Annotated in this window: 14 protein-coding genes and 1 riboswitch; of the genes, 9 read left to right on the plus strand and 5 right to left on the minus strand. The window is 67.1% G+C overall.

Features of this window, described 5'->3' with window-relative positions; all coding sequences use genetic code 11:
* Positions 1–64 precede the first annotated feature (64 nt).
* The 4 genes from glyQ to NJD74_RS19200 all read left to right on the plus strand — a co-directional run bounded on the left by glyQ (position 65) and on the right by NJD74_RS19200 (position 8,980).
* Positions 65–976 carry a glycine--tRNA ligase subunit alpha gene (gene glyQ, locus NJD74_RS19185; protein ID WP_070426246.1) on the plus strand — a complete coding sequence of 304 codons (912 nt, stop codon included), beginning with the start codon at positions 65–67 and terminating at the stop codon, positions 974–976.
* Positions 973–3,069 carry a glycine--tRNA ligase subunit beta gene (glyS, locus tag NJD74_RS19190; RefSeq protein WP_319624793.1) on the plus strand — a complete coding sequence of 699 codons (2,097 nt, stop codon included), beginning with the start codon at positions 973–975 and terminating at the stop codon, positions 3,067–3,069. Before glyQ ends, glyS begins: the two co-directional genes overlap by 4 nt.
* 284 nt (positions 3,070–3,353) lie before the next feature.
* The gene (locus NJD74_RS19195; RefSeq protein ID WP_319624809.1) at positions 3,354–5,138 is read left to right on the plus strand and encodes an autotransporter assembly complex family protein; all 1,785 of its coding nucleotides are present in this window, start codon (positions 3,354–3,356) and stop codon (positions 5,136–5,138) included.
* Positions 5,135–8,980: a translocation/assembly module TamB domain-containing protein gene (locus NJD74_RS19200; protein WP_319624794.1), complete on the plus strand. Its 3,846-nt coding sequence runs from the start codon at positions 5,135–5,137 to the stop codon at positions 8,978–8,980. The genes NJD74_RS19195 and NJD74_RS19200 overlap by 4 nt, the downstream gene beginning before the upstream one ends.
* A 69-nt stretch (positions 8,981–9,049) precedes the next feature.
* Here the strand turns inward: NJD74_RS19200 and NJD74_RS19205 are convergent, their stop codons facing one another.
* Together NJD74_RS19205 and NJD74_RS19210 are read right to left on the minus strand one after the other, a co-directional pair.
* Positions 9,050–10,387 carry a hypothetical protein gene (locus NJD74_RS19205; RefSeq protein ID WP_319624795.1) on the minus strand — a complete coding sequence of 446 codons (1,338 nt, stop codon included), beginning with the start codon at positions 10,385–10,387 and terminating at the stop codon, positions 9,050–9,052.
* Entirely contained in the window at positions 10,384–12,069 is a 1,686-nt protein-coding gene (locus tag NJD74_RS19210) for a molecular chaperone HscC (protein WP_319624796.1), read from the minus strand. The genes NJD74_RS19205 and NJD74_RS19210 overlap by 4 nt, the downstream gene beginning before the upstream one ends.
* A gap of 125 nt (positions 12,070–12,194) precedes the next feature.
* On the opposite strand from NJD74_RS19210, the gene NJD74_RS19215 reads away from it, so the two are divergent.
* Positions 12,195–14,342: a S46 family peptidase gene (locus tag NJD74_RS19215; protein WP_319624797.1), complete on the plus strand. Its 2,148-nt coding sequence runs from the start codon at positions 12,195–12,197 to the stop codon at positions 14,340–14,342.
* A 78-nt stretch (positions 14,343–14,420) separates the two neighbouring features.
* Positions 14,421–17,870 carry a PAS domain-containing hybrid sensor histidine kinase/response regulator gene (locus NJD74_RS19220; RefSeq protein ID WP_319624798.1) on the plus strand — a complete coding sequence of 1,150 codons (3,450 nt, stop codon included), beginning with the start codon at positions 14,421–14,423 and terminating at the stop codon, positions 17,868–17,870.
* 32 nt (positions 17,871–17,902) lie between these two features.
* Here NJD74_RS19220 and mntP read toward each other — a convergent pair whose 3' ends face one another.
* The 3 genes from mntP to acs form a co-directional block, all read right to left on the minus strand.
* A complete protein-coding gene (mntP, locus tag NJD74_RS19225; RefSeq protein ID WP_019185602.1) occupies positions 17,903–18,481 on the minus strand; it encodes a manganese efflux pump MntP in 579 nt (192 codons plus the stop codon).
* A gap of 88 nt (positions 18,482–18,569) precedes the next feature.
* A riboswitch (yybP-ykoY riboswitch) is annotated at positions 18,570–18,660 on the minus strand.
* Positions 18,661–18,846: 186 nt separating this feature from the next.
* Positions 18,847–19,512, minus strand: a complete 666-nt coding sequence (locus tag NJD74_RS19230) for a response regulator transcription factor (protein ID WP_019185603.1) — start codon at positions 19,510–19,512, stop codon at positions 18,847–18,849.
* Positions 19,513–19,657: 145 nt separating this feature from the next.
* Entirely contained in the window at positions 19,658–21,601 is a 1,944-nt protein-coding gene (gene acs, locus NJD74_RS19235; RefSeq protein WP_319624799.1) for an acetate--CoA ligase, read from the minus strand.
* Positions 21,602–21,995: 394 nt separating this feature from the next.
* On the opposite strand from acs, the gene NJD74_RS19240 reads away from it, so the two are divergent.
* The 3 genes from NJD74_RS19240 to NJD74_RS19250 all read left to right on the plus strand — a co-directional run bounded on the left by NJD74_RS19240 (position 21,996) and on the right by NJD74_RS19250 (position 26,735).
* The gene (locus NJD74_RS19240) at positions 21,996–23,423 is read left to right on the plus strand and encodes a DcaP family trimeric outer membrane transporter (RefSeq protein WP_070426240.1); all 1,428 of its coding nucleotides are present in this window, start codon (positions 21,996–21,998) and stop codon (positions 23,421–23,423) included.
* Positions 23,424–23,484: 61 nt separating this feature from the next.
* Positions 23,485–25,140 carry an MFS transporter gene (locus NJD74_RS19245; RefSeq protein WP_070470064.1) on the plus strand — a complete coding sequence of 552 codons (1,656 nt, stop codon included), beginning with the start codon at positions 23,485–23,487 and terminating at the stop codon, positions 25,138–25,140.
* 179 nt (positions 25,141–25,319) lie between these two features.
* A complete protein-coding gene (locus tag NJD74_RS19250) occupies positions 25,320–26,735 on the plus strand; it encodes a coniferyl aldehyde dehydrogenase (protein WP_319624800.1) in 1,416 nt (471 codons plus the stop codon).
* Positions 26,736–26,742: the final 7 nt, after the last annotated feature.

Raw genomic sequence — 26,742 nt, forward strand, 5'->3', positions numbered from 1 at the left:
ACGGAAGGCCCGTGCGGTCGGTCGCTATACTAGCGCACCCCTCCTGCAGGCAAGAATCCGCCGCATGTCCGTCACGAAGAGCGTTCCGATCACTTTCCAGGGCCTGATCCAGACCCTCAACCAGTATTGGGCACAGCAGGGCTGCGTGCTGATCCAGCCGCTGGACCTGGAGGTCGGTGCCGGTACGTTCCACCCGGCCACCTTCCTGCGCTCGATCGGTCCGGAAAGCTGGAACGCCGCGTACGTGCAGCCCTCGCGCCGCCCGACCGACGGCCGCTACGGTGAGAACCCCAACCGCCTGCAGCGCTACTACCAGTACCAGGTGGCGATGAAGCCGAGCCCGGACAACATCCAGCAGCTGTACCTGGATTCGCTCAAGGCGCTGGGTATCGACCCGCTGGTGCACGACCTGCGCTTCGTCGAGGACAACTGGGAATCGCCGACCCTCGGCGCCTGGGGCCTGGGCTGGGAAGTGTGGTTGAACGGGATGGAAGTCACCCAGTTCACCTATTTCCAGCAGGCCGGTGGCCTGGAATGCAAGCCGGTGCTCGGCGAGATCACCTACGGTCTGGAGCGCCTGTGCATGTACCTGCAGAACTGCGACAACGTCTATGACCTGATCTGGACCTATGGTCCGGATGGCACCCCGGTGACCTACGGCGATGTGTACCTGCAGAACGAGATCGAGCAGAGCACCTACAACTTCGAATACGCCGACGTGGACGAAATGTTCCATCGCTTCGATGCCTGCGAAAAAGAGGCGCAGAAGCTGGTCGATGTCGGCCTGCCGCTGCCGGCCTATGAGCAGGTCTGCAAGGCCAGCCATGCCTTCAACCTGCTGGATGCGCGCCGCGCGATCAGCGTGACCGAGCGCCAGCGCTACATCCTGCGCGTGCGCGCGCTGGCCCAGGCCGTGGCCAGGCTGTACGAGGCCAAGCGCCTGGAAGCCGTCGCCGCAAAGGAGGTGCAGGCATGAGCACGATGCAGCCGCTGCTGATTGAACTGGGTACCGAAGAACTGCCGGTCAAGGCGCTGCCGGGCCTGGCCCAGGCCTTCTTCGATGGCATCGTCGACGGCCTGACCAAGCGTGGCGTGGCCATCGAACGTGGTGATGCCAAGCCGCTGTCGACCCCGCGCCGCCTGGCCGTGCTGCTGCCCGGCGTGGCGGTGGAACAGCCGGAACAGCACAGCGAAGTGCTGGGCCCGTACCTGAACATCGCGCTGGATGCCGAGGGTCAGCCGACCAAGGCGCTGCAGGGCTTCGCCGCCAAGGCCGGGATCGACTGGACCGCGCTGGAGCGCACCACCGATGCCAAGGGCGAGCGCTTCGTGCACCGCTCCACCACGCCGGGCGCGCGCACCGCGACGCTGCTGCCGGAGATCCTGCGCGAGGCGATCGCGGCGATGCCGATTCCCAAGCCCATGCGCTGGGGCAGCCACACCTACGGCTTCGCCCGCCCGGTGCATTGGCTGGTGCTGCTGCACGGCACCGAGATCATCGAGGCCGAGGTGCTGGGCCTGAAGGCTGACCGCATGAGCCGCGGCCATCGCTTCATGCACGACAAGACCGTGCGGCTGAGCGCGCCGGAGGACTACCTCGCCTCGCTGCAGGCCGCCTACGTGCTGGTCGATGCCGACGCGCGCCGCGCGCGCATCGTCGAACAGGTCAACGCGGCGGCCGCGCAGGCCGGCGGCCAGGCGCGCATCACTCCGGACAACCTGGAGCAGGTGGTCAACCTGGTCGAATGGCCGGCGCCGGTGCTGTGCAGTTTCGAACGCGAGTTCCTGGCGGTGCCGCAGGAAGCGCTGATCGAGACGATGGAGATCAACCAGAAGTTCTTCCCGGTGCTCGATGCCGGCGGCACGCTGACCGAGAAGTTCATCGGCATCGCCAACATCGAATCCAAGGACGTGGCCGAAGTGGCCAAGGGCTACGAGCGCGTGATCCGTCCGCGGTTCTCCGATGCCAAGTTCTTCTTCGACGAGGATCTGAAGCAGGGCCTGGACGCCATGGGCGACGGCCTGAAGACCGTCACCTACCAGGCCAAGCTGGGCTCGGTGGCCGACAAGGTCGCCCGCGTGGCCGCACTGGCCGAGGCCATCGCGCCGCAGGTCGGCGTGGACCCGGTGCTGGCCAAGCGGGCCGCGGTGCTGGCCAAGAATGACCTGCAGTCGCGCATGGTCAATGAGTTCCCGGAACTGCAGGGCATCGCCGGCCGCCATTACGCCGTGGTCGGCGGGGAGTCGCCCGAGGTCGCCCTGGCGATCGACGAGGCCTACCAGCCGCGCTTCGGTGGGGATGACATCGCGCTGTCGCCGCTGGGCAAGGTGCTGGCCATCGCCGAGCGTCTGGATACGCTGGCCGGTGGCTTTGCCGCAGGCCTGAAGCCGACCGGCAACAAGGATCCGTTCGCGCTGCGCCGCAATGCGCTGGGCCTGGCCCGCACGGTGATCGAGAGCGGGTTCGATCTGGATCTGCGCGCGCTGGTCGCCACCGCCATCGCCGGCCTGCCGGCGGGCGTGCAGCCCAGTGCCGAGCGCAAGACCGAGGCGCTGCCGCAGGAGCTGTACGACTTCGTGATCGATCGTCTGCGCGGCTATTACGCCGACAAGGGCGTGCCGGCCACGCACTTCAACGCGGTCGCCGAGCTGAAGCCGGTCTCGCTGTACGACTTCGACCGCCGCATCGATGCCATCGGCACCTTTGCCGCGCTGCCGGAAGCGGAAGCACTGGCCGCGGCCAACAAGCGCATCCGCAACATCCTGCGCAAGGCCGAGGGCGCGATCCCGGGCATGATCGACCCGGCGCTGCTGGCCGAGCCGGCCGAGAGCGAACTGGCCGAAGCGGTGGAAGCGGCCATCGATGACAGCAACGCCAGCCTGCACCAGAAGGACTACGTGAGCGTGTTGAACCGGTTGGCGCGCCTGCGCCCGCAGGTGGACGCGTTCTTCGATGCGGTGATGGTCAATGCCGAGGATCCCGCGCTGCGGGCCAATCGCCTGGCCCTGCTCAAGCGCCTGGGCGACCGCCTGGGCAGCGTGGCGGCGATCGAACACCTGTCCAACTGACGCGGCGGGGCCGCGCGCCCCACGGTGGACCGGAAGGCGCGACGGCTTCGGCTGTTCGCGCCTTCTGCGCTTCCGGGAGGGCGGCGTGCTCCGATACTCGTGCCGGAAGCGTCATTTGGTGTCGCCCCGGTGTCGCGGACGCTTCTGTCCGATGACGTGTTGTCATCGATCTCGCCGCGTGTGATGCAAGCGACTTTCTCGCGGAATTTAACGGCTTCTTCACCGCCGTTCTGAAACAGCCACGCCGATTTCGCATGCTCGCGATGGCCCGTTATGCTGTCGCCATGCAGCCAACGAAATTCGCCCTTCCGCTGATGTTCCTGTCCTTTGCCACCGTCTCGGTGGCACATGCACGGGGGACCATCGAGAAAGTGGACATCAAAGGATTGGACAAGGGCGACGACGCCGAGATGATCGAGAACATCGAGGTCTCGCTGTCCCTGTACGACACCATCGGCAAGGTCCAGGGCGAGTCGCGGCTGGAGTACCTGTTGTCCCAGGCCGAGCGCCAGACCCGCGAGGCGCTGGAACCGTTCGGCTACTACAACCCGACCATCACGGTAGAAAGCCCCCGCGAAGGCGAGAACCTGCGCGTGGTGATCCAGGTCGACAAGGGCCCGCCGACCGTGGTCCGTCGCGAGCACATCGACATAACTGGCCCGGCCCAGCTGGACCAGTACCTCCAGGAAGACTTGGAGAACTTCAAGCCGCGCAAGGGCCAGCGCTTCGAACACACCGAGTACGAAGCCAGCAAGATCCGGGTGACCCGGCGCCTGGCCGAACGTGGTTACTTCGATGCCGACTTCACCCAGCGCCAGGTCCAGATCACCCGTGCCGAGAACGCGGCCGACGTCGATCTCACCTGGGACAGCGGCCGCCGCTACAACATGGGCGAAATCCGCTTCCACCAGGATTACTTCGTCGACAAGCTGTTCGACCCGCTGGTCTATTGGGACGAAGGCAGCTACTTCCACGAAGGCAAGCTGGACCGCCTGCGCGAATCACTGACCAAGCTGGATTACTTCAGCGTGATCGACATCCAGCCGCGCCCGGACCAGGCCGATGAGAACGGCGATGTGCCGGTGGACGTCAACCTTACCCGCGCCAAGCGCACGATCTACACGGCCGGCCTGAGCTACGGCAGCGAGAGTGGCGCCGGTGTGCGCGGCGGTCTGGAGCGGCGTTTCCTCAACAGCCGCGGGCACAAGATGAACACCCAGCTCGACTATGCGCAGAAGCGCAAGAGCCTGGTCACCAGCTACCGCATTCCGGCCTTCAACTGGCTCGATGGCTGGTATGCGTTCACCGCCAGCGCGTATGACGAGCAGACCGATTACATCGACCTCCGCAACTTCAAGCTGTCGGCCAGCCGCAGCGGTGAGATCAACGAGTACTGGACCGCGATCGCCTCGATCAACGCCCTGCGCGAGCGCTGGCCTTACGCTTCGGGCACCGAGTTCACCGATGCGGTCTACAACACCTCCACGCTGGTCTACCCGCAGCTGGTGGCCGACTACGTCAACGTGGACGATGAGATGTTCCCGCGTCGTGGCCTGAGTGGCAGCGCGACGCTGCGCGGCGGCATCGAAGGCGCCGGGTCGGACACCAGCTTCGTGCAGGCCAATATGGTGCTGCGCTGGTATGTGCCGATCGGCGACACCGACCGCCTGATCCTGCGCGGCGAAGGCGGCACCACCTGGACCAGCGACCTGGTGGCGATGCCGCCGAGCCTGCGCTTCTTCGCCGGTGGCGACCGCAGCATCCGCGGGTATGCCTTCCGCGAAGTCGGCCCGCGCACCGCACCGCCGGACAAGTACGCGCTCGGCGCGAAGAACCTGGTGGTCGGCTCGGCCGAGTATGAGCATTACTTCAAGGGCGGGCCGTGGGGCGCGGCGGTGTTCGTCGATACCGGCAGCGCGTTCGACAACACCATCGACCTGCACACCGGCGTGGGCTTCGGCGTGCGCTGGAAATCGCCGGTGGGCCCGGTGCGCGTGGATATCGCGCACGGCCTGAACAACCCGGATTCGCAGTTCCAGCTGTACCTGAACATCGGAGCGGACCTGTGAGCACGCCGACGCCTTCCGCACCCGCCACCCCGCCGCCGCCGCGCGTGCGTTTCTACCGCAGGCGCCGCTTCTGGGCGTGGTCCGGCTTCACCGTGCTCGGCCTGGTGCTGCTCGCGCTGCTGCTGGTGTACTGGCTGCTGCAGACCGTGGCCGGCCGCGATGTGCTGCTGGCGCAGGTGGTCGCGCGCTTGCCGGTCGGCGCGTCGCTGACGTGGAGCAAGGTGGATGGTCCCGTCGCCGGGCCGCTGGTGCTGCACGATCTGGACTTCCGCTACGACGATATCCATTTCACCGCCGAGCGCGCCTATCTGGATCCGGACATCCGCCCGCTGCTGGGTCGCAAGCTGCAGCTCGATGCCCTGCAGATCAAGAACGCGACGCTGAACCTGGCCAAGAGCGATGAGCCGTTCGAGCTGCCCTCCTGGCCGGACTCGCTGCCGCAGATCGAAATGCCCCTGGCGATCCAGGCCGACACGATCATCATCGATGGCTTCCGCATCACCCAGGCGCAGCAGCCGCTGATCGACATCGCCAAGGTGCGCGGTGGCGTGGAGATCGCCAATGGCGAATTCCGCGCGACCCAGCTCAAGGTCGACAGCGACATGGGCGATTTCCGCGTGGACGGCCGTTATCTGCCGCGCAGCGATTACGACACCGACATCACCATCGGCGCGCTGATGCCGGCCCCGCGCGGGCGCACCCCGGCGCGGCTGGGGCTGGTCGCACGCGGCGACCTGGGGCACATGGAAGTGGCGATCGCCGGCAACGCACCGGCGCCGCTGCAGGCCAGCCTGGTCTTTGATGGCCGCACCGATCCGGTCTGGAAACTCACCGCACGCAGCAAGGAACTCGACCTGGCACTACTGGTGCCGGGGATGGATGCAAGCACCAGCACGCCGATGGCGCTGGATGTGCAGGCCGACGGCAAGGGCGGCCAGGCCAATCTGCAGGGCAGCTTCAAGCAGGGCGACATCGCGGTGGAACTGGCGCCCTCCAAGGTCGGCCTGGCCGACCAGGTGCTGACCGTGGCGCCGCTGCAGGTGAAGGGCTTCGGTGGCCAGGCGCGGCTGGAAGGCATCGCCGATTTCACCGACAAGGAAAACGCGAGCCTGCGGTTCTCCGTCGTCGCCAACGACCTGACCTTCGTGCCCGCCGCCGACACCACCACCCCGGGCGCCGCTGCGCCGGTGCCGGTGACGCTCAAGGAAGCGCGCATGGGCCTGGCCGGCACACTGAAGGCCTGGGCGGCGGTTGGCCGTGCCTCGGTTGAGCGCGAGAAGCAGGTCGCCGATCTGACGTTCGACGTGCGCGGCAACGACCAGGCCGCCGTGATCAAGCAGCTGCAGGCCAGCACGCCGGGCGGCTCGCTGGATGTCACCGGCCAGGTCGCCTGGGCACCGCAGCTGGATTGGGACGTCGCCGCCAGACTGGCCGGCTTCGATCCGGGTTACTTCGCGCCGGGCTGGGACGGCAAGCTGTCCGGTTCGTTCGCATCGAAGGGCCGCCAGTTGCCGCCGCCCGCGGGCAGTCCGGCCGGTACCGCCGGCAGCTACGAAGCCACCGTCGATGTACCTGGCATCAAGGGCACGCTGCGCAAGCGCGCGCTGGATGCCCAAGGCAAGTTCGCCCTGCGCGGCGAGCAGGGCGAGGGCAACCTCAGGCTCGCGCTGGGCAACAGCCGCCTGACCGCCAAGGGCTCGGTCGGTGACCGCCTGGATATCGATGCACAGCTGGAACCGGTGCAGCTGGCGGACCTGTTGCCCAACAGCACCGGCAGCCTGCGTGGGCACGTGCTGATCAAGGGCGCCCGTACCGCACCGGACATCACCGCCGACCTTGTCGGCAGTGGCCTGCGCTGGGACGACTGGAGCGCCGAGGCAATCAGCATCAAGGGCCGCCTGCCATGGCAGGGCGACAGCGGCACGCTGGCGGTGCAGGGCAGCAAGCTGCAGGTGGGCATGCTGCTGGACACGCTCAACGTCAATGCGCGCGGCAGCCTCTCCAATCTGCGCGTGGATGCGCAGACGAAAAACGAACTCGGTGCCGTCGCGCTGCAAGGCGGTGTGCGCCAGCAGGGCCAGGCTTGGCGCGGTGACCTGACCGCGCTGCGCATCGCACCGATGAAGGGCGATGCGTGGAGCCTGCGCGCACCGGCCACCTTCAGCGTGCAGGGCAGCAACGTCACCCTGAGCGATGCCTGCCTGGGGGCGGCCACCGGTGGTGCGCTGTGCGCCAGCGCGAACTGGCCGCGCGAAGGCCTGCTCGTACGTGGCGATGCATTGCCGCTGGCGCTGGTGCAGCCCTGGCTGCCGCCGCAGTCCGGCCGCCGCATCTTCCTGCGCGGTGAAGTGAATCTGGACGGGCGCATCCGCCCGCGCGGCAACGCGTGGGAAGGCAGTGCCTCGGTCACCTCGCGCGAAGGCGGGGTACGCTTGGGCGACAACGCGCGTGGCGAGCTGGTGCGCTACGACCAGTTCTCGGTGAACCTGGAGATGACCCCGCAGCAGATCAACGCCAAGCTCGGTGTCGGCTTCCAGGGCGATGGCTTCGTGGATGCCAAGGTGCAGACCGGCTGGGATGCCAACGCACCGCTGACCGGCGAGCTCTACATGAACATCGCGCGCCTGTACTGGCTCGAACTGTTCTCCCCGGACATCGTGCGCCCGACCGGGCTGATCGAAGGCCACGTCAGCCTGCGCGGTACCCGTGGCACGCCCTCGCTGGGGGGCGAAGCCACGTTGAGCAAGTTCAATGGCGAATTCCCCGCGCTGGGCCTGACCTTCGCCGAAGGCAAGGGCAGCTTCACCGCGCAGCCGGATGGCTCGGCCAAGATCACCGCCCAGGCCAACTCCGGCAAGGGCACGCTGTACGTCGACGGCGGGCTGTCCTGGTTCGGTGACGCGCAGCCGCTGCAGCTGCATATCCACGGCGAGAACGTGCTGCTGGCCAATACCAGCGAACTGCGCGTGGTGGCCAACCCCAACCTGGACTTCACCCTGGCCGGCAGCGCGATGCAGCTGCGCGGCACGGTGCATGTGCCCGAAGCAGACCTGGACCTGGAGCGCCTGGATCGCGGTACCTCGGTCTCCGAAGACGTGGTGGTGCTGGACCCGGTCGATCCGGAAGAGGGCCCCAGTTCGCCGCTGGACATGGACCTGACCGTCAGCCTGGGCGACCAGGTCAAGATGGCCGGGTTCGGGTTGAAGGGCGCGCTGACCGGCAAGATGCAGGTGTGGGCGCGCCCCGGACGCGAGATGACCGCCAACGGCGGGCTCGAAGTCAGTGGCCGCTACAAGGCCTACGGCCAGGACCTGACCATCACCCGCGGCAACTTGAACTGGAACTACAACGCGGTCTCCGATCCGCGCATCAACATCCGTGCCCAGCGCACCGTCGGCGACATCACTGCCGGTATCGATGTGACCGGGCGGGCGCAGTCGCCGCGCGTGGACGTGTGGTCGGACCCGGCCATGTCGCAGTCCGAAGCACTGGCCTACCTGGTGCTGGGCCGCAGCCTCACCGGTGCCAGCAGCGACCAGGCCCAGCAGGTCAACGCGGCCTCGGCGGCGCTGTCGGCCGGCAGTGGCCTGCTCGCTTCCCAGCTGGGGGCCAAGCTCGGCCTGGACGATGCCGGCGTGAGCCAGTCGCGCGCGCTGGGCGGCTCGGTGATCGGCTTCGGCAAGTACATCTCGCCCAAGCTCTACATCGGCTACGGCGTCTCGCTGGTCGGCAGTGGTTCGGTACTGACGCTGAAGTACCTGCTGCGGCGTGGCTTCGATGTGGAGCTGGAATCGAGCACGGTGGAGAACCGTGGGTCGCTGAACTGGCGGCGGGAAAAATGAGGTCGTGCACTGCCGGGTTGCAGGTGCCTGCAACCCGGTAGGCGATTGCCGTTGGTCATGCGGTCGTGGTCACCCTCGGGGGGCGCTCAGGTTCCTGCGCAGGTCCATGAACCAGAACACCAGCGAGAGCGCGATCCCCGCCACCGGCCAGATCACGCCCATGACCAGCGGCAGTGCATTGGCCTCGCCGTGTGCATCCGGGCCACGCGTCCTTGCGCGCGTTATCGCGATGAGGGCCAAGCCGAATACCCAGGCGCGGTCGAGCGACATCAACAACAGCCCATCCATTCCCAACGCCCGCTGTGCCCACATCGCGGTTCCCACCGCGGCGGCCGCTGTCGGCAGGAAGGCCCAGCGCAGCCAGGCCGGTCCACGTGCGTCGCTTTCATGGGCGCACTGCCAACGCAGCAACGCCTTGTAGCCGAGCACCAGCAGCCAGACGACAGGCATCACCAGGGTCGCCACGGCGATCATCATCGCGCCCCGGTAGGCGCCCACTGCGGGGCTGGCGTGGACACCCCACGCAGTCACCAGCCCCATGAACAGGCCGATGATCGCGCACCGCAGCGCGCCGTAGCGAAGGTGGATGGGATGGGATGGGTCACCGAACCTCGCCCAGAAGCCCACCTGCACCGGATCCAGCCCCGCGGGCACCTCTTCTGCCGGCCAATACTCCAGTGCAGCCAGCAGGTACGGGGTGTCACGGGCGCGGGTGGGCACGATGGCGTCGAGACGGTTGCGCCAACGCGGACGCCGCTCACGCAGGCGGGCCACCGCGTCGTCGAGCTCCTGCGCGGACAGGTAGCGATCACTGCATCGCTCATAGGCGACGCGGAGCGCACCCCGCGACGTGGTCAGCAGCAGCCAAGCCTGTCGACACTGCCGGGCCACTTCCGCCAGCCATAGCGGGTCGAGGTCAAGCGCAATATCGTCCCAGTCGAACCCCTGCATCATTACGTTGAAATGCGCCTCCGACAGCGGCGGATGTTCCCGCTGCAGGTGGTCCAGCAGCGCCCATCCAACATCATTGCGAAACCGCAGCGACCAGCCCAGCGCCCGGTCCTGCATCAGCACGGCCAATGAGGCTGCATCGGCGACTGCCGCGTGCCGGACGATCTCAAGTGCCGCGGCATGCGGGTCAAGAACCGGCGACGCCGTCTCGTCGGCAACGGCCTGGAGCAAACCTGGCGCCGCCGCATCGACTTCCCCGGCGATGCGTGCGTCGTGTCGTTCGTCGGCGGTGCTGCGGCACAGTGCAAGCGCATGCTGGTAGCAGGCATGCAGGTCCTGGAAAGCGTCCGCGTCGTCATCGGGCCGGTTGGAGCGCAGCAGGCGCGCATAGGCGCGTTTGATCGCGCGCTCGTCGCCCTGTCCGGCGAGCTCCAGCAGTTCCTCGCCTGTAATCACGCGTCAGCCTCCAGCGCATCCAGTGCCGCACTGAACGCCTCGCGCTGCTCGGAAATACGTGCGGTGTCCTGACCTTCCAGGGTGGAACGAAACTGCGCCAGCCATGCCTGCACCTGGTCCCGATCGTCCATGTACTCGGCATACACCCGCTCGGCCCGTGCCATCAGCGCCACGTTCGGCAGGTGCTCGCGCGGGTGCACCTTCAATGCCTGCAGCGCGGCCAGCCGCACCTGGATCTGTGCAGCATCCAGCGCGCCCTCATTGCGCTGCAGGACCAGGTCATGTCTGCGACCGTCGCTGGTGTCGGTGATTTCTACCTGCAGCAGGCCGTCGACGTCGTAGGTGAAGCGCACGCGGAAACTGCCATCGCCACCTCGGTTGGCATCGATGGGTATTTCCAGCCGGCCTAGCATGATGTTGCGTTCCACCACGGGATGTTCGCCCTGGTAGACACCGACCGACAGAATCTTCTGCTTGTCCGACACCGGGCTGATCGACTGCTCACGACTCACCGGAACCACGCTGTTGCGCGGAATCAGTGGCAGGAAGTAGCCCGGGTGATAACGACCGCGTTCGTCCATCCGCGATATGTCGATACCAAGGGTGTAGGGACACACGTCAGTCAACACGACTTCATTGAGATCGACGGCGCGTGCTTTCAGTCCCGCCGCAAGGGTGGCCCCCAGCGCGATGGCCTGATCCGGGTGGATGTGCCGCAGAGGCAGGCGGCCCAGCAGCCGTGTCGCGAGTCGCCCGACCATCGGCATGCGCACCGCGCCGCCAACCAGCACCACGTCATCAATCTGATCGGCCCCCAACCGCGCGTCACGCAGCGCTCGCTCGATGGGCAGGCGCATGCGTTGCAGCAACGGGGCGGCGAGCGTCTCGAATCGCTCTGCGGTGCAGTCCCAATGCACCACCGCACCCAGCAGCTGGATCTGCAGTCTGCTGTCGCCACGGGTCGACAGGCCTTGCTTGAACGCTTCCATCTGCTGGCGCAGGCGTGCGAGCTCCGGCGCCGGCAACTGTTTCAGATCGGTGGCTGTATCGGTCGAAAACGCCTGCAGCAGCACGTTCAGGAAGTCCTCGCCACCCAGGAACGTATCGCCCGCCGACGCATGCACCTCGACGACACCATCGAACAACTCCAGGATCGATACGTCGAACGTGCCACCGCCAAGATCCAATACCAGGACCCGGCCTTCGCCCTCGCGATCACGCAGCCCATAGGCCAACGCGGCAGCGGTCGGCTCATTGATCAAGCGTTCAACGCGGATGCCGGCCAACTCCCCCGCCGTGCGCGTGGCCTTGCGTTGCGCATCGCTGAAGTAGGCCGGCACGCTGATCACGGCCTCTTCGATACGAACCCCCAGTGCCGCCTCGGCGTCGGCAAGCAGCGATCGCAGTACCAGGGCGGAAAGCTCCTCAGGACGGAACCGGCGCTCCCCGAGCATGACCTCGTGGTCGGTACCCATCAGTCGCTTGAAGGTTGCGGCCGTCAGCTGAGGATGGGTCACCAGCCGCTCCCGGGCAGCCCTCCCGACCAGCACCGTATCGCCATCCAGGCTGACCACCGACGGTGTCAGCAGGTCACCGTCAGCATTGGAAAACAGGCGGCCCCCTTGGCCGTCATGCACCCCGATCAACGAATGCGTCGTGCCCAGATCGATTCCTACGATCATCCTTGCCATCTCCCCCTGAGAAGCGCCGATTCTAGCCAGCCGCGGCCACCCCTGACCATCGGCCGTTGCCCTGCCGGGACTCAGTGGCTAAGGTCTCGGGCTGTTCTGACGTACCGGAAGTGCCCATGTCTTCACGCAAACCCCTCACCGCCGCGTTGGCGCTTGGCCTGACCCTCGCCGCCGGCGCCCATGCCGACGAAGGCATGTGGATGCCGACCCAGCTGCCGGACCTGGCCAAACCGCTGAAGGCGGCTGGCTTCAAGGGCAACCCGGGCGACCTGGCCAACGTTACGGCGCCCCCGCTGAGCGCGGTGGTGCGGGCCGGGGGCGGCACTGGTTCATTCGTCTCCGACGATGGTCTGCTGCTGACCAACCACCATGTGGCCATGGGCGTGATCCAGTACAACACCTCGCCCGAGCACAACCTGATCAACGACGGTTTCATCGCCAAGGGCCGCAGCGACGAGCGCGCGGCCAATCCGGATTTCCGCGTGCTGGTCACGGTCGGGTTCGACAAGGTCACCGATGAGGTGCTGCGCGATGCGCGCGGCAAGACCGGGCGGGCGTACTTCGATGCCGTGGACCGCGCCAGCAAGCAGCTGGTGGCCGAGTGCGAGAAGGAAGGCAACATCCGCTGCAGCGTGGCGGACATGTACTACGGCACCGATTTCTACCGCATCCGCCAGCTCGAGCTGAGCGATGTGCGCCTGGTCTACGCGCCGCCGCGCGCGATCGGCAACTACGGCGACGAGATCGACAACTTCATGTGGCCGCGCCACACCGGCGATTTCACCCTGCTGCGTGCCTACGTCGGCAAGGACGGCAAGCCTGCGCCGTACAGCGTGGACAACGTGCCCTACCACCCGCCGGCGCACCTGAAGATGGCGATCGACGGCCCGAAGACCGGCGATTACGCGATGTTGGCCGGTTACCCGGGCATCACCTACCGCCATCGCACCGCCGCCGAATTCGCCAGCCAGATCGATGCGGTGCTGCCGCGCCGCGTGTCGGTGTTCCAGCAGATGATCGACACGATCGAGTCGGCCAGTGCCAAGGACGCGCAGGCGCGTACCCGGTACGCCTCGCAGCTGCAGTCGCTGAAGAACAACCGCAAGCGTGCCGCCGGCGAGCTGGAAGGCCTGCTGCGCAGCGATGCGAAGGCCCAGCGCGCCGCCGATGAAGCGGCGATGCTGCAGGCCACCGATGCGAAGTACCAGGGCGATATCCAGTCGCTGCTGACCTCGCTGTCCAGCGGTGCCTCGGTGGGCGAGCGCGACCTGCTGCTCGACCTGATGGCGGCGCAGAGCCAGCTGCTGCGCTCGGCACTGACCCTGGAGCGCCTGCGCATCGAATCGGCCAAGTCCGATGCCGAGCGCGACAGCGGCTACCAGCAGCGCGATCTGGCGCTGATCGAAGGCGTGCTCAAGCAGGTCCAGCGCCGCTACGATCCGGCCATCGAAAAAGCCCTGCTGACCACGCTGCTGACCCGTTACCAGCAGCTGCCCGACGCGCAGCGCGTGCCCGAGTTCGACGCTGCCTTCGGCCGTACCCCGGCTGCGCTGGCCAAGACCCTGGATACGCTGTACGCCAGCACCCACCTGGGCGACGAAGCCGAGCGCCTGTCGCGCTTTGCCGCGGCCAAGGAGGGCAAGGCGCTGGCGCGCGATCCGCTGATCGACCTGGCCGGCCCGCTGGTGGCCGCGCAGCTGCGCCTGGATGACGAACGCAAGACCCGCGAAGGCGAGCAGCTGCGTCTGCGCCCGGCCTACATGCAGGCGCTGTTCGCCTGGCGGGCCAAGCAGGGCCGCGCGGTGTACCCCGATGCCAACCGTACGCTGCGCATCAGCTACGGCAAGGTCGAGGCGCTCTCGCCCCGCGATGCCGTGCATTTCGACCCGGTGACCACCGTGGCCGGGATCGTGGAGAAGAACACCAACGCCTACCCGTTCGATGCGCCCAAGCCGCTGCTGGCCGCGATCGCCAAGGGCGATTTCGGCTCCACCGCCGATCCGGTGCTCAAGACCCAGACGGTCAACTTCCTGACCAACCTGGATACCACCGGCGGCAACTCCGGCTCGCCGGTGCTCAACGCCAAGGGCGAACTGATCGGCCTCAACTTCGACAGCAACTGGGAGTCGGTCAGCGCCAGCTGGTGGTTCGACCCGCGCTTCAAGCGCGCGGTGCACGTGGACATGCGCTACCTGCGCTGGCTGCTGGCCAAGGTCTACCCGGCGCCGGAGCTGTTGAAGGAAATGGGCGTCCCCGCCGAGTAAGGCACGGCGGCCCGCGCTGGAACGCCACGACCAACGGTCGTGGCCTACACTGCGGGCTGCTCTCACGGAAACACCCGCGTGGTCTCCAGCTGGATCCTGCTGTTGGTGTCAGTGGTCTACGCCGCGCTGCTGTTCGCCGTGGCGTGGTGGGGCGACCGTCGCCCGATGTATCCGGACCGGCCGTGGCTGCGGCCGGTGGTCTACAGCCTGGCGCTGGCGGTGTACTGCTCGTCGTGGACGTTCTACGGGGCGGTCGGCACGGCGGTGCGCAACGGCATCGGCTATCTGCCGATCTACCTGGGGCCGCTGCTGCTGTGGGTGTTCGGCTGGCGCATCATCGAGCGCCTGGCACTGATCGCACGCAGCCAGAACGTGGTGTCCATCGCCGATTTCATCTCTTCGCGGTTCGGCCGCTCGCGGCGCCTGGCCGCGCTGGTGGCGGTGATCGCACTGATCGGCATCGTGCCGTACCTGGCATTGCAGTACAAAGCCGTGGCGATGAGCCTGCAGGTGCTGACCGGCAACGTCGGCCCGACCGGCTTCTTCACCGACCCGGCGCTGTACGTGGCGCTGCTGATGGCCTTGTTCGCCACGCTGTTCGGCACCCGCCAGGTGGACGCCACCGAGCACCACCACGGCATGATGCTGGCGATCGCGCTGGAATCGATGATCAAGCTGATCGCGATGGTGGCGCTGGGCCTGTTCGCCTACCTGTGGCTCAACGACCGCACCGATGCGGTGATCGAGTCGGCGCATACGCTGTTCACCGGCTTGCCACCGGTCGGGTTCATTTCCCAGACGCTGCTGAGTTTCCTGGCCATCATCTGCCTGCCGCGCCAGTTCCATGTGGCGGTGGTCGAGTGTGGCGATGTGCGTGATATCCGCCGCGCGCGCTGGATGTTCGGGGCCTACCTGGTGATCATCTCGGCGATGGTGATTCCGATCGCCACCGCCGGCGTGACCCTGTTCGGCACCGGTGGAAGTGTCGCCGACGACAGCATGGTGCTGGCCCTGCCGCTGGCCGAAGGCCGCAAGTTCCTGGCGCTGGTCGCCTATGTCGGCGGCTTCTCGGCTGCGACCGGCATGGTCATCGTGGCCTCCATCGCGCTGGCGACCATGGTCAGCAACGATCTGGTGATGCCGGTCCTGCTGCGCCGCAGTGGCGATCATCAAGAGGCGGCGGATGTCGCTTCGCGCGTGTTGTGGATTCGCCGTACCGCGATCCTGCTGCTGGCGCTGGTGGCCTACAGCTATTACCGCGGCAGCAGCAACGACAGCACGCTGGCCTCGTACGGGCTGATGGCCTTCGCCGCCGTGGCGCAGTTCGCGCCGGGCTTGATCGGCGGCCTGTACTGGCGGGGAGCGAGCCGCCGGGGCGTGGAGGTCGGCATGCTGCTCGGCTTCGCCACCTGGGTGTACACGCTGCTCTTGCCCGCGCTCACGCATGCCGGCTGGATGGACGAGGCCTGGCTGGTGCACGGGCCGTTCGGGATCGGCTGGCTGCAGCCACAGCATCTGTTCGGCATGAGCGGCTGGGACCCGTTGACCCACGGCACGTTCTGGTCGCTGCTGGTCAATGTCGCGGCGATGGTGCTGGTTTCCGTGCGCTGGCGCCCGGGCGTGGACGAACGCCTGCGTGCCGCGCCGTTCCTGGACCCGTACGCACAGCGGCCTTCGGTGGCCGGTGTGTGGCCCGGCAACGTGCATGTGGGCGATCTGCTGGCGCTGGCCTCACGGGTGGTCGGTGACCGCCATGCGCGCCGGTCCTTCTTCGAGCAGGCGCAGTCGATGGATCGCGAGCTGCAGGCCTCCGCGCCGGCGGACCGGGCGTGGGTGCAGTTCACCGAGCGCCTGCTGGCGGCCTCGATCGGCGCCGCCTCCGCACGCCTGCTGCTGACCAGCCTGCTGCGCGGCTCGGGCATGGACCTGGGGGAAGTGGTGGCGGTGCTCGACGAAGCCGGGCAGGAGCTGCGCTTCAACCGCGAGATTCTTTCCACCACGCTGGAGAACATCAGTGCCGGGGTCAGCGTGGTCGACCCGGACATGCGCCTGACCGCCTGGAACCGCCGTTACCAGCAGATGTTCGGGTACCCCGACGGGATGCTCTACGTCGGCCGCCCGGTGGCCGACCTGATCCGCTACAACGCCGAGCGTGGCGAGCTGGGCGAGGGCGACATCGAGGTGCAGATCAACCGCCGCATCGGCTACATGCGCGCCGGTTCGCCGCACATCTTCGAGCGCACCCGCAGCGACGGCAAAGTGATCGAGATGCGCGGCCAGGCATTGCCCGGCGGTGGCTATGTCACCAGCTACAACGACATCACCGACTACAAACACGCCGAGCGCGCGCTGCTGGAAGCCAACGAGACGCTGGAGCAGCGCGTGGCCGAGCGCTCGCACGAGGCCGAGATGGCGCAGCAGTCCAAGACGCGCTTCCTGGCGGCGATCAGCCACGATGTGCTGCAGCCGCTCAATGCCGCGCGCCTGTTCGCCTCGGCGCTGCGTGAGAGCCACCACAACAACGAAGAGCAGCGGCACCTGGCCGAGCGCGTGGATGCCTCGCTGCGCGCGGCCGAGGAGCTGCTGGATGGCCTGCTGGATGTCTCCCGCCTGGACGCCGGCGGCCTGCACCCGGTGATCGGCGATTTCGATGTCAGCCTGCTGATGCGCGAGCTGGCGGCGCAGTACTCGCCCGTCGCCGCCGGGCGCGGCCTGCGCATGGATCTGTTCGCGCGCCCGGCCTGGGTGCGCAGCGACCGCCGCCTGCTGCGGCGCGTGCTGCAGAACTTCCTGGCCAACGCACTGCGTTACACCCGCCAGGGGCGTATCGTGCTGGCCGTGCGCCATCGCGGGCCGGAAGTGGAGCTGCAGGTCTGGGATACCGGCCCGGGCATCCCCGAGCACCACATGCAGCAGATCTTCGACGAGTTCCACCGCTACCAGCAGCCGTTCGACTGGGGCGAGCAGGGCCTGGGGCTGGGCCTGTCTATCTGCCAGCGCATCTCGCGCCTGCTCGATCACCGCCTCAACGCCCGCAGCCGCGTGGGCAGCGGCAGCATGTTCTCGATCCTGCTGCCTCTGGTGGCCGCACCGCAGCTGCCGGCCGCGATGTCCTCGCCGGCGCCCAGCCCGGTCACCCGTGCCGATTCGCTGGCCGGGATGCGCGTGCTGTGCGTGGACAACGACCAGGAAATCCTGGACGGCATGCGCGCGCTGCTGGGGCGCTGGCAGGTGCAGGTGATCACTGCCAGTACCGTCGACCAGGCGCTGGAGAAAGTCGTCGAGCGCCCGGATGTGATGCTGGTGGATTACCACCTGCATGACCGCCTGGATGGGCTGGATACGCTGGTGGCGCTGGGCCAGAAGGCCGGCCGTGCGATTCCGGGTGCGCTGCTCACCGCCGATGGCCGCGATGAGCTCAAGCGGATGGCGCGCGACCGTGGCTACCGGTTGTTGACCAAGCCGATCAAGCCGGCCTCGCTGCGCGCTTTCCTGGCCGCCTTCCACGACACCCGCGGCGATCTCTAGCCGCAGGCGTCCTGAGGGGCGACGGCAGGCGGTCAGGCCATGGCGCCGCTGAGATGTTCGTACAGGATGGTCGAGCCGATGATGATCAGGATCAGGCCGCCGATGATCTCCGCGCGCTTGCCGACCATGCCGCCCAGCACGCGGCCGAGCATGATGCCCATCGTCACCATGGTCAGCGTGCACAGGCCGATGATCAGCGCCATCACGCCGATATGCACATCGAGGAAGGCCAGGCCGATGCCCACCGCCATCGCATCGATGCTGGTGGCGAAACCGGTCACCGCCAGGCGCCAGAAGCCATGGTGTTTGCTGGTGTCCTCGTCGTCCGCGCCGTCGTCTGGGCGTAGGCCATTGATGATCATGTGCACGCCCAGCGCACCGAGCAGGCCGAAAGCGATCCAGTGATCGAAGGCCTCCACGTACTGCAGCGCGGCGCGGCCGAGCAGCCAGCCGATCACCGGGGTGATGCCTTCGATGACACCGAAAATGAGGCCGGCGCGCAGCGCGTCGGAGAAACGGGGCTTGCGCATCGCCGCGCCTTTGCCGATCGCCGCGGCGAAGGCATCGGTGGACATGGCAAAGCCGATCAGCAGGATCGAAACAGGCGACATTGGGGTACGCGGCAGGTCGGGCGATATCGAGCAACGGACCGCGAACGCGCCCAACCTGTCGTTGCGCACGCGGACCGCTGGTCTCGCCAACCATGATGGTTGCCCGCACCACGGCGCACTGGCCGAGTATGTTGATGCGGGCGATTCCTGCAGCAGGAATCCGGCTACTCCCCAAGGGGACGCGAAGCTTAGCACCGGGGTTGTGGCGTGGCGCGTTTACCGGCAATTGCGCAGGTCACGCTGGATTTCATAGCCCCGGCTATAAGCCGTGGCGGGTAGAGCCGACCGTTGGTCGGCTGCACGGCGTGATCGGGCTCTGCAGCCGACCAACGGTCGGCTCTACGCCACCGATCCGCGCGGTGCCCTCACTCTTCCTCCGGCGGCAACACGATCTGCTCGTCATCGATGGCCAGCTTGCCGGCCATCAGCACCGCCTGGGTGCGGTTGGTGACGCCCAGCTTGCGCAGGATCGCGGTGACATGGGCCTTGATCGTCGCTTCGGAGACATTGAGGTCGTAGGCGATCTGCTTGTTGAGGCGGCCGGCACCGAGCATCTGCAGCACCCGGAACTGCTGCGGCGTCAGCTCGCGCAGGCGCTGGCCGATTTCGCGCTCTTCGCGGCCGGTCGGCGGCACGTTGTGCGCCTCCGGTGGGGCCCAGGTCTCGCCATCGAGGATGGTGCCCAAGGCGTGGCCGATCGTGTCCGAATCGGCGGATTTGGGGATGAAGCCGAACGCACCATGGTCGAGCGCGCGGCGCATCACGGTCGGCTCCTCGCGCGCGGACACCACCACCACCGGCAGCTGCGGGTGCAGGGCACGCATGTGCACCAGCGCATTGAAGCCCTGCGCACCGGGCATGTTGAGGTCCATCAGGACCAGGTCGGCGTCGGTGTGCTGGTCGGCCAGCTGGTACAGCGCTTCCACGCTGTCCGCTTCGTACAGCTGCACGCCGGGGATGACACGGCTCACGGCGCCGCGAAGTGCTTCGCGGAACAGCGGGTGGTCATCGGCAATCAGGAGGGTAGGCATGGTGGGGGCCATGTTGCGAAAGGGGTAACACGCTGAAACGGAACGAGTGTATCGAGCCGGCAGCCCCCTGAGTCAGGGGGCGGCCGCGCGGCGGCGGGGGTGTGGGTGATCGTGAGAAGGGGCCCACGGTCCGCTTGCGGACCCCTCACTTCACCTTGCGTTCTTCCACCAGCGAGGCCACGACCGACGGATCGGCCAGGGTCGAGGTGTCGCCGAGCTGATCCGGCGCGTTCTCGGCGATCTTGCGCAGGATGCGGCGCATGATCTTGCCCGAGCGCGTCTTCGGCAGGCCAGGGGCCCACTGCAGGTGGTCGGGCGCGGCGATCGGCCCGATCTCCTTGCGCACCCAGGCGACCAGTTCCTTGTGCAGCTCCTCGCTCGGCGTCTCGTCGGCGATCAGGGTCACGTAAGCATAGATGCCCTGGCCCTTGATGTCGTGCGGGAAGCCGACCACGGCCGCCTCGGCCACCTTCGGGTGCGAGACCAGCGCGCTTTCCACTTCGGCGGTGCCGATGCGGTGGCCGGAAACGTTGATCACATCGTCGACGCGGCCGGTGATCCAGTAGTAGCCGTCCTCATCGCGACGGCAGCCGTCGCCGGTGAAGTAGCTGCCCGGATAGGTGCGGAAATAGGTGTCGATGAAACGCTGATGGTCGCCGTACACGGTGCGCATCTGGCCCGGCCACGAATCGCGGATGATCAGGTTGCCTTCGGTCGCGCCTTCCTGGATCTCGCCATCGGCATTGACCAGCGCCGGTTGCACGCCGAAGAAGGGCAGGGTGGCCGAGCCTGGCTTGAGATCCACCGCGCCGGCCAGCGGCGAGATCAGGATGCCGCCGGTCTCGGTCTGCCACCAGGTATCCACGATCGGGCAGCGGCTGTCGCCGACCACTTCGTAGTACCAGCGCCACGCTTCCGGATTGATCGGCTCACCGACGCTGCCAAGCAGGCGCAGCGAACTGCGCGAGGTGCGCTTGACCGGTGCATCGCCTTCGCGCATCAACGCGCGGATGGCGGTGGGGGCGGTGTAGAAGATGGTGACCTGGTGCTTGTCGATCACTTCCCAGAAGCGCGAGGTGTTCGGGAAGTTCGGCACGCCTTCGAACATCACCGAGGTCGCGCCATTGGCCAGCGGCCCGTACACGATGTAGCTGTGGCCGGTGACCCAGCCGACATCGGCGGTGCACCAGTAGATGTCGTCCTCGCGCAGGTCGAACACCGCTTCGTGGGTGTAGGCCGCATACAGCAGGTAACCGCCGGTGGTGTGCAGCACGCCCTTGGGCTTGCCGGTGGAGCCGGAGGTGTAGAGGATGAACAGCGGATCCTCGGCATTCATGCGCTCGGGCTCGCACTGGGTCGGCTGCGGGTCCACCACATCGTGGAACCAGCGGTCGCGCGGGGCCTGCATGTCCACCGCGCCGCCGGTGTGGCGCACCACCAGCACCGTTTCCACGGTGGTGGTGCCGGGCAGCTTCAGCGCCGCATCGACGTTGGCCTTGAGCGGGATCTTCTTGCCACCGCGCAGCCCTTCATCGGCAGTGATGATCAGCTTGCTGCCGCAGTCGATGACGCGGTCGGCGATCGAGTTCGGGGCAAAGCCGCCGAACACCACCGAGTGGATCGCACCGATGCGTGCGCAGGCCAGCATGGCCACGGCGGCGTCGACGATCATCGGCAGGTAGATGGTGACCCGGTCGCCCTTCTTGACGCCGAGGTTGCGCAGCGCGTTGCCGAGGCGGCAGGTGCGCTCATACAGCTCGCGGTAGGTCACGCCCTGGGCGGGTGCATCGGGGCTGTCCGGTTCGAACAGCAGGGCGACCTTGTCACCGCGTTTGTCGAGCTGCCGGTCCAGGCAGTTGACGCTGGCGTTGAGTTCGCCGTCTTCGAACCACTTGATGCGGAAATCATCGAGCTGGTAGCTGACGTTCTTGATGCGGGTCGGTTTCTTGAACCAGTCCAGGCGCTCGGCGGCCTTGCCCCAGAAGGCGTCCGGGTGCTCCACCGATTCACGGTAGAGCTGCTGGTACGTGTTCTTGTCGATCCGCGATGCCGCGGCGAACGCGGCGTCGACGGGGTAAAGATCAGCCATGGCACCCTCACTTGCACGTTGACTTGGGTTGTGCGGTCGCAGCATAAGCGGCGACCTCTCCCCCTCAGTTTGCCGCATCCACCCGCCTGCGCGGTGTCGAGGTGGTTAGACCATGGTCGAACGCCGCATGCCTTGGTATGACAGGGCCGTCGAGCCCGGCAGCTCACGACCGTTCGCCGCGGTAGCTCGCGACCGTTGGTCGTGAGGCACTGCGTACCGACCAACGGTCGGTACCTGCGCGGTGCCTGCGGCACCTGCCGGCGCCCGGGTCGTACTCGCCCCTTGGGGCGAGTACGACTAATGGCCAATAGCTTCGGTGCGTCAACGCGCCGCACCCTCGGCTCGACCGTGCCCCACGCGCGGCATCACTTTGCCACCCGGGAGAGAGGGCAACATGAGCCACCGTTTGCTGAGGACGACACGCCGGCCGTTGGCCGCCGCCCTGTTCGTCGCACTGATCGCGCCAGGCATGGCGTTCGCTGAAACCGCAAAAGAGAAAGCGCTGGAAGCCCGCGTCGTCGAGCTCGAGCGCCAGGTCCAGCTGCTGCTGAACAACCAGCAGCAACAGCAGGCCCAGATCAGCCAGGCCCAGACCGATGTCACCGCCGTGCGCACGGTGCAGGCGCAGCAGCCGGTGGCGGCCACTGTGCCGGCCGGCAAGCAGCCGATCCAGGTCACCACCATCACCCCCGGCGCCGCGCCGGGCACCACGGTCAAGATCGGTGGCTTCATCAAGGCCGACTTCCTGGCCACCCAGACCGGCGATGGCCAGCTGGCCGACGACGCCACCGGTCGCGCGCTGTACCTGCCGGGCCAGACCCCGGTGGCCGGTGCCGGCGGCAGCGGCAAGCGCTCGGACGTGGACTACAACGCCCACGCCAAGTTCTCGCGCTTCAACCTTGGCATCGACAATGTCAGCGAGGCCGGCAACAAGTCCGGTGCGTTCTTCGAGATGGACTTCTTCGGCAACTCGCTGGGCAACCAGACCGCGACCAATACCTACGGTGCGACGCTGCGTCACGCCTACATGTACTGGAACAACTGGATGGCCGGCCAGACCTGGTCGAACTTCATGGACGCGGCCTCGCTGCCGGAAGCGGCCGACTTCGTCGGCCCGACCGATGGCGTGATCTTCGTGCGTCAGGCCCAGATCCGCTACACCCAGGGGGGCTTCAGTGTCGCGCTGGAAAACCCGGAAACCACGCTGCTCACCGGCACCCGCAACCCGGTCACCGGCGTGTGGACCAACGTGGCCAGCAACTCCGACCGTGGCGCACTGCCGGACCTGACGCTGCGGTATGGCTGGAAGGGTGACTGGGGCACCTTCGGGGTCGGCGGCGTGGTTCGCCAGCTCAAGGTCGACAACCAGACCACCGGTGCCGACGCGGACAAGATCGCCGGCGGCCTGACCCTCGGCGGCAAGTGGGTGATGGGCCCGACCGACACCCTGCATTACCAGGTCACCGGCGGCGAAGGCATCGCGCGCTACATCGGCCTGGGTGTCACCGCCGATACCGCGTACGACATCGCCCGTGACGAACTCAACCCGACCGGCGTGCTGGCCGGTTACGTGGGCTGGCGCCACGCCTTCACCCCGAAGCTGCGCACCAACCTGATCTACGCGCGCAGTGATTACGACAACGACGGCAGTCTCGGCCCGCTGGTCACCAAGAGCGTGCAGAGCATCCGCGGCAACGTGTTCTACACGCCGATGCCCAAGGTCGATGTCGGCGCCGAGCTGATGTACGGCGTGCGCGAGATCGAGGATGGCCGAAAGGGCGATATCAGCCGCCTGCAGTTCACTACGAAGTACAGCTTCTAAATGCGTGCCGACCAACGGTCGGCACCTACCAACAACGATTGCTTCGGAGGGGAAGCGTCCCATGTCAACAACACCTGCACCGGCGAAAGCCCAACTCACCCAGGGACACAAGAAGGTCATCTTTGCGTCCAGTCTGGGGACCGTCTTCGAGTGGTACGACTTCTTCCTGTACGGCTCGCTCGCCGCGATCATCGCCAAGCAGTTCTTCAGCGGCGTCAATGAAACCACGGGGATGATCTTCGCCCTGCTGGCGTTCGCGGCCGGCTTCTTCGTGCGTCCGTTTGGCGCGGCCTTCTTCGGCAGCCTCGGCGACCGCATCGGCCGCAAGTACACCTTCCTGGTCACGATCCTGATCATGGGCATCTCGACCTTCCTGGTCGGCGTGCTGCCCAACTACGCCTCGATCGGTTTCGCCGCCCCGGTGATCCTGATCATCCTGCGCCTGGCCCAGGGCCTGGCGATGGGTGGCGAATACGGTGGTGCCGCAACCTACGTCGCCGAGCACGCACCGGCCGACAAACGTGGCCTGTACACCAGCTTCATCCAGTGCACCGCCACGCTCGGCCTGTTCATGTCGCTGCTGATCATCCTGGCCTGCCGCTACTTCCTGGGCAATGAAGCGTTCGAAGCCTGGGGCTGGCGTATTCCGTTCCTGGTCTCGATCGTGCTGCTGGGCATCTCGGTGTGGATCCGCCTGCAGCTGAGCGAATCCCCGCTGTTCCAGCAGATGAAGGCTGAAGGCAAGGGCTCCAAGACCCCGTTCCGTGACAGCCTCAAGGACGGCAACCTCAAGCTGATGCTGCTGGTCCTGCTCGGTGCCGCAGCCGGCCAGGCCGTGGTCTGGTACGGCGGCCAGTTCTACGCGCTGTTCTTCCTGAGCAGCATGCTCAAGGTCGACGCCACCACCTCCTACCTGCTGATCGCCGCAGCGCTGGCGCTGGGCGTGCCGTTCTTCATCTTCTTCGGCTGGCTGTCCGACCGTATCGGCCGCAAGAAGATCATCCTCGCCGGCTGTCTGCTGGCCGCGATCACCTACATCCCGATCTTCAAGGGCCTGACCCACTTCGCCAACCCGGCCATCGAAGAAGCCCGCACCAACTCGCCGGCGCTGGTCAATGCCGATCCGAACACCTGCTCGTTCCAGTTCGATCCAGTTGGCCTGCGCAAGTTCACCAGCTCCTGCGACGTGGCCACCGCGGCCCTGACCAAAGCCGGTGTGCCCTATGAAGTGAAGCCGGCACCGGCTGGTACGCTGGCGACGGTCAACGTCGGGACCACTGCGGTGACCTCCTACGAGGCTGCAGGCCTGACCAAGGAAGACCTCAAGGCCAAGGGCGATGCCTTCGGCGGCGAGCTCAAGAGTGCATTGGGTGCGGCGGGCTACCCGGCCAAGGCCGACAATGCGCGCATCAACATCCCCGGCACGATCTTCATGCTCTGGCTGCTGGTGCTGTACGTGACCATGGTCTACGGCCCGATCGCCGCCTACCTGGTCGAGCTGTTCCCGACCCGCATCCGCTACACCTCGATGTCGCTGCCGTACCACATCGGTAACGGCTGGTTCGGTGGCTTCCTGCCGGCGATCTCGTTCGCACTGGTGGCCGGTACCGGCAACCTCTACTACGGCCTGTGGTACCCGATCATCATCGCGTTGATGACGGTCGTGGTCGGTGGTCTGTTCCTGCATGAAACCAAGGACGTGGACATCACCAAGTAACGGTGATCCACACGGCAGGACGAAGGGGCCGCGATGCGAATCGCGGCCCTTTCTGTGTCCTGGGTAGTGCCGGCCGCTGGCCGGCTCTGCATGAGATTCCGGAGACGCGTGCATGGCTGCCGGCCAGCGGCCGGCGCTACCGATCCCGCCATCACGCAGCCTGCCGCTATAGTCGGCCCATGAGCGATGCCCAAACCGATCCTGCCGCGCTTCCCGCGATTCTGCAGCGCCTACGTACCGCGTGGCAGGCCAAGCGCCCGACGCTGGAACAGCGCCGCGATGACCTGCAGCGCCTGCGCGCGGCCCTCAAGGCCCGCCTGCCGGAGATGGCCACGGCGATCTCGGCCGACTTCGGCCACCGCTCCACCCACGAATCGCTGATCGCCGACGGCATGACCGTGCTCGGCGACATCGACCATCTGTGCAGCCACCTGCGCGGCTGGATGCGGCCGCGCCGGGTCGGGGTCGGCTGGCGGTTCTGGCCGGCACGCGCCCAGACCCGGCCGGTTCCTCTGGGTGTGGTCGGGGTGATCTCGCCCTGGAACTACCCGGTCAACCTGGCGTTGATTCCGCTGGCGACCGCGATCGCCGCCGGCAACCACGTGATCCTCAAGCCGTCCGAGCACACGCCGCGCACCAGCGCCTTCCTGCAGTCGCTGCTGGCGGAGGTGTTCCCCTCCGATCGCGTGGCGGTCGTGCAGGGCGATGGAGACCTTGCCAGCGCCGTGGCCGGCTCGCCGCTGGACCACCTGGTGTTCACTGGCTCCACCGCCATCGGCCGCAAGGTCATGGCCGCGGCCGCCGAGCACCTGACCCCGCTCACGCTGGAGCTGGGCGGCAAATCTCCGGCCATCGTCTGCCGCGATTACCCGTTGGAGAAGGCGGCCGCGCGGCTGGCCACCGGCAAGTTCTTCAATGCCGGCCAGACCTGCATCGCGCCGGACTACGTGCTGATCGACGGCCATCGCCAGCGCGAACTGGTGCAGCAGCTGCAGACGCAGGTGCAGGCGCGCTATGGCGATTTCAGCGAGGCCGCCGATTACACCCGGATCATCCACGACGGCCAGTACCAGCGCCTGCGTGGCTATCTCGAGGAGGCCCGCGCGCGGGGCGTGCCGGTGATCGAACTGGCGACGGTCGATCCCGAGCGTGCGCAGCGCGAGCGGCTGATTGTGCCGACCATCGTGCTCGATCCGCCGGCGGACCTGGCGCTGATGCGCGAAGAGATCTTCGGTCCGATCCTGCCGGTCTGCGCGTATCCGGATCTGGACGCCGCCATCGCAGAGGTGCAGTCCCGTGACCGCCCGTTGGCGCTGTACGTCTTCAGTCACGAACGTTCGCAGGTGGAACGGGTGCTGGCGCAGGTCGTGGCCGGCGGCGTCACCGTCAACGACACCCTGCTGCATTTCGCGGTCAATGGCCTGCCGTTCGGCGGGGTCGGCCCGAGTGGCATGGGCGCCTATCACGCGCGTGCCGGTTTCGATGCGATGAGCAAGCAGCTGCCCATCCTGTGGCAGTCGCGCTGGGCCGCCAGCGATCTGCTCAAGCCGCCGTATTCGAAGATCGCCGGGATGTTGAAGGCGATGGTGCGGTGAGGGCCGC

It is taken from the genome of Stenotrophomonas sp. RG-453, assembly GCF_033843685.1.
Classification (GTDB): Bacteria; Pseudomonadota; Gammaproteobacteria; order Xanthomonadales; family Xanthomonadaceae; genus Stenotrophomonas; species Stenotrophomonas bentonitica_A.

Coding starts and splice junctions, on each gene's coding strand:
- glyQ (WP_070426246.1), top strand. CDS start 65: ATGTCCGTCACGAAGAGCGTTCCGATCACTTTCCAGGGCCTGATCCAG.
- NJD74_RS19245 (WP_070470064.1), top strand. CDS start 23,485: ATGTCAACAACACCTGCACCGGCGAAAGCCCAACTCACCCAGGGACAC.
- glyS (WP_319624793.1), top strand. CDS start 973: ATGAGCACGATGCAGCCGCTGCTGATTGAACTGGGTACCGAAGAACTG.
- NJD74_RS19195 (WP_319624809.1), top strand. CDS start 3,354: ATGCAGCCAACGAAATTCGCCCTTCCGCTGATGTTCCTGTCCTTTGCC.
- NJD74_RS19240 (WP_070426240.1), top strand. CDS start 21,996: ATGAGCCACCGTTTGCTGAGGACGACACGCCGGCCGTTGGCCGCCGCC.
- acs (WP_319624799.1), bottom strand. CDS start 21,601: ATGGCTGATCTTTACCCCGTCGACGCCGCGTTCGCCGCGGCATCGCGG.
- NJD74_RS19215 (WP_319624797.1), top strand. CDS start 12,195: ATGTCTTCACGCAAACCCCTCACCGCCGCGTTGGCGCTTGGCCTGACC.
- NJD74_RS19250 (WP_319624800.1), top strand. CDS start 25,320: ATGAGCGATGCCCAAACCGATCCTGCCGCGCTTCCCGCGATTCTGCAG.
- NJD74_RS19230 (WP_019185603.1), bottom strand. CDS start 19,512: ATGCCTACCCTCCTGATTGCCGATGACCACCCGCTGTTCCGCGAAGCA.
- mntP (WP_019185602.1), bottom strand. CDS start 18,481: ATGTCGCCTGTTTCGATCCTGCTGATCGGCTTTGCCATGTCCACCGAT.
- NJD74_RS19210 (WP_319624796.1), bottom strand. CDS start 12,069: ATGATCGTAGGAATCGATCTGGGCACGACGCATTCGTTGATCGGGGTG.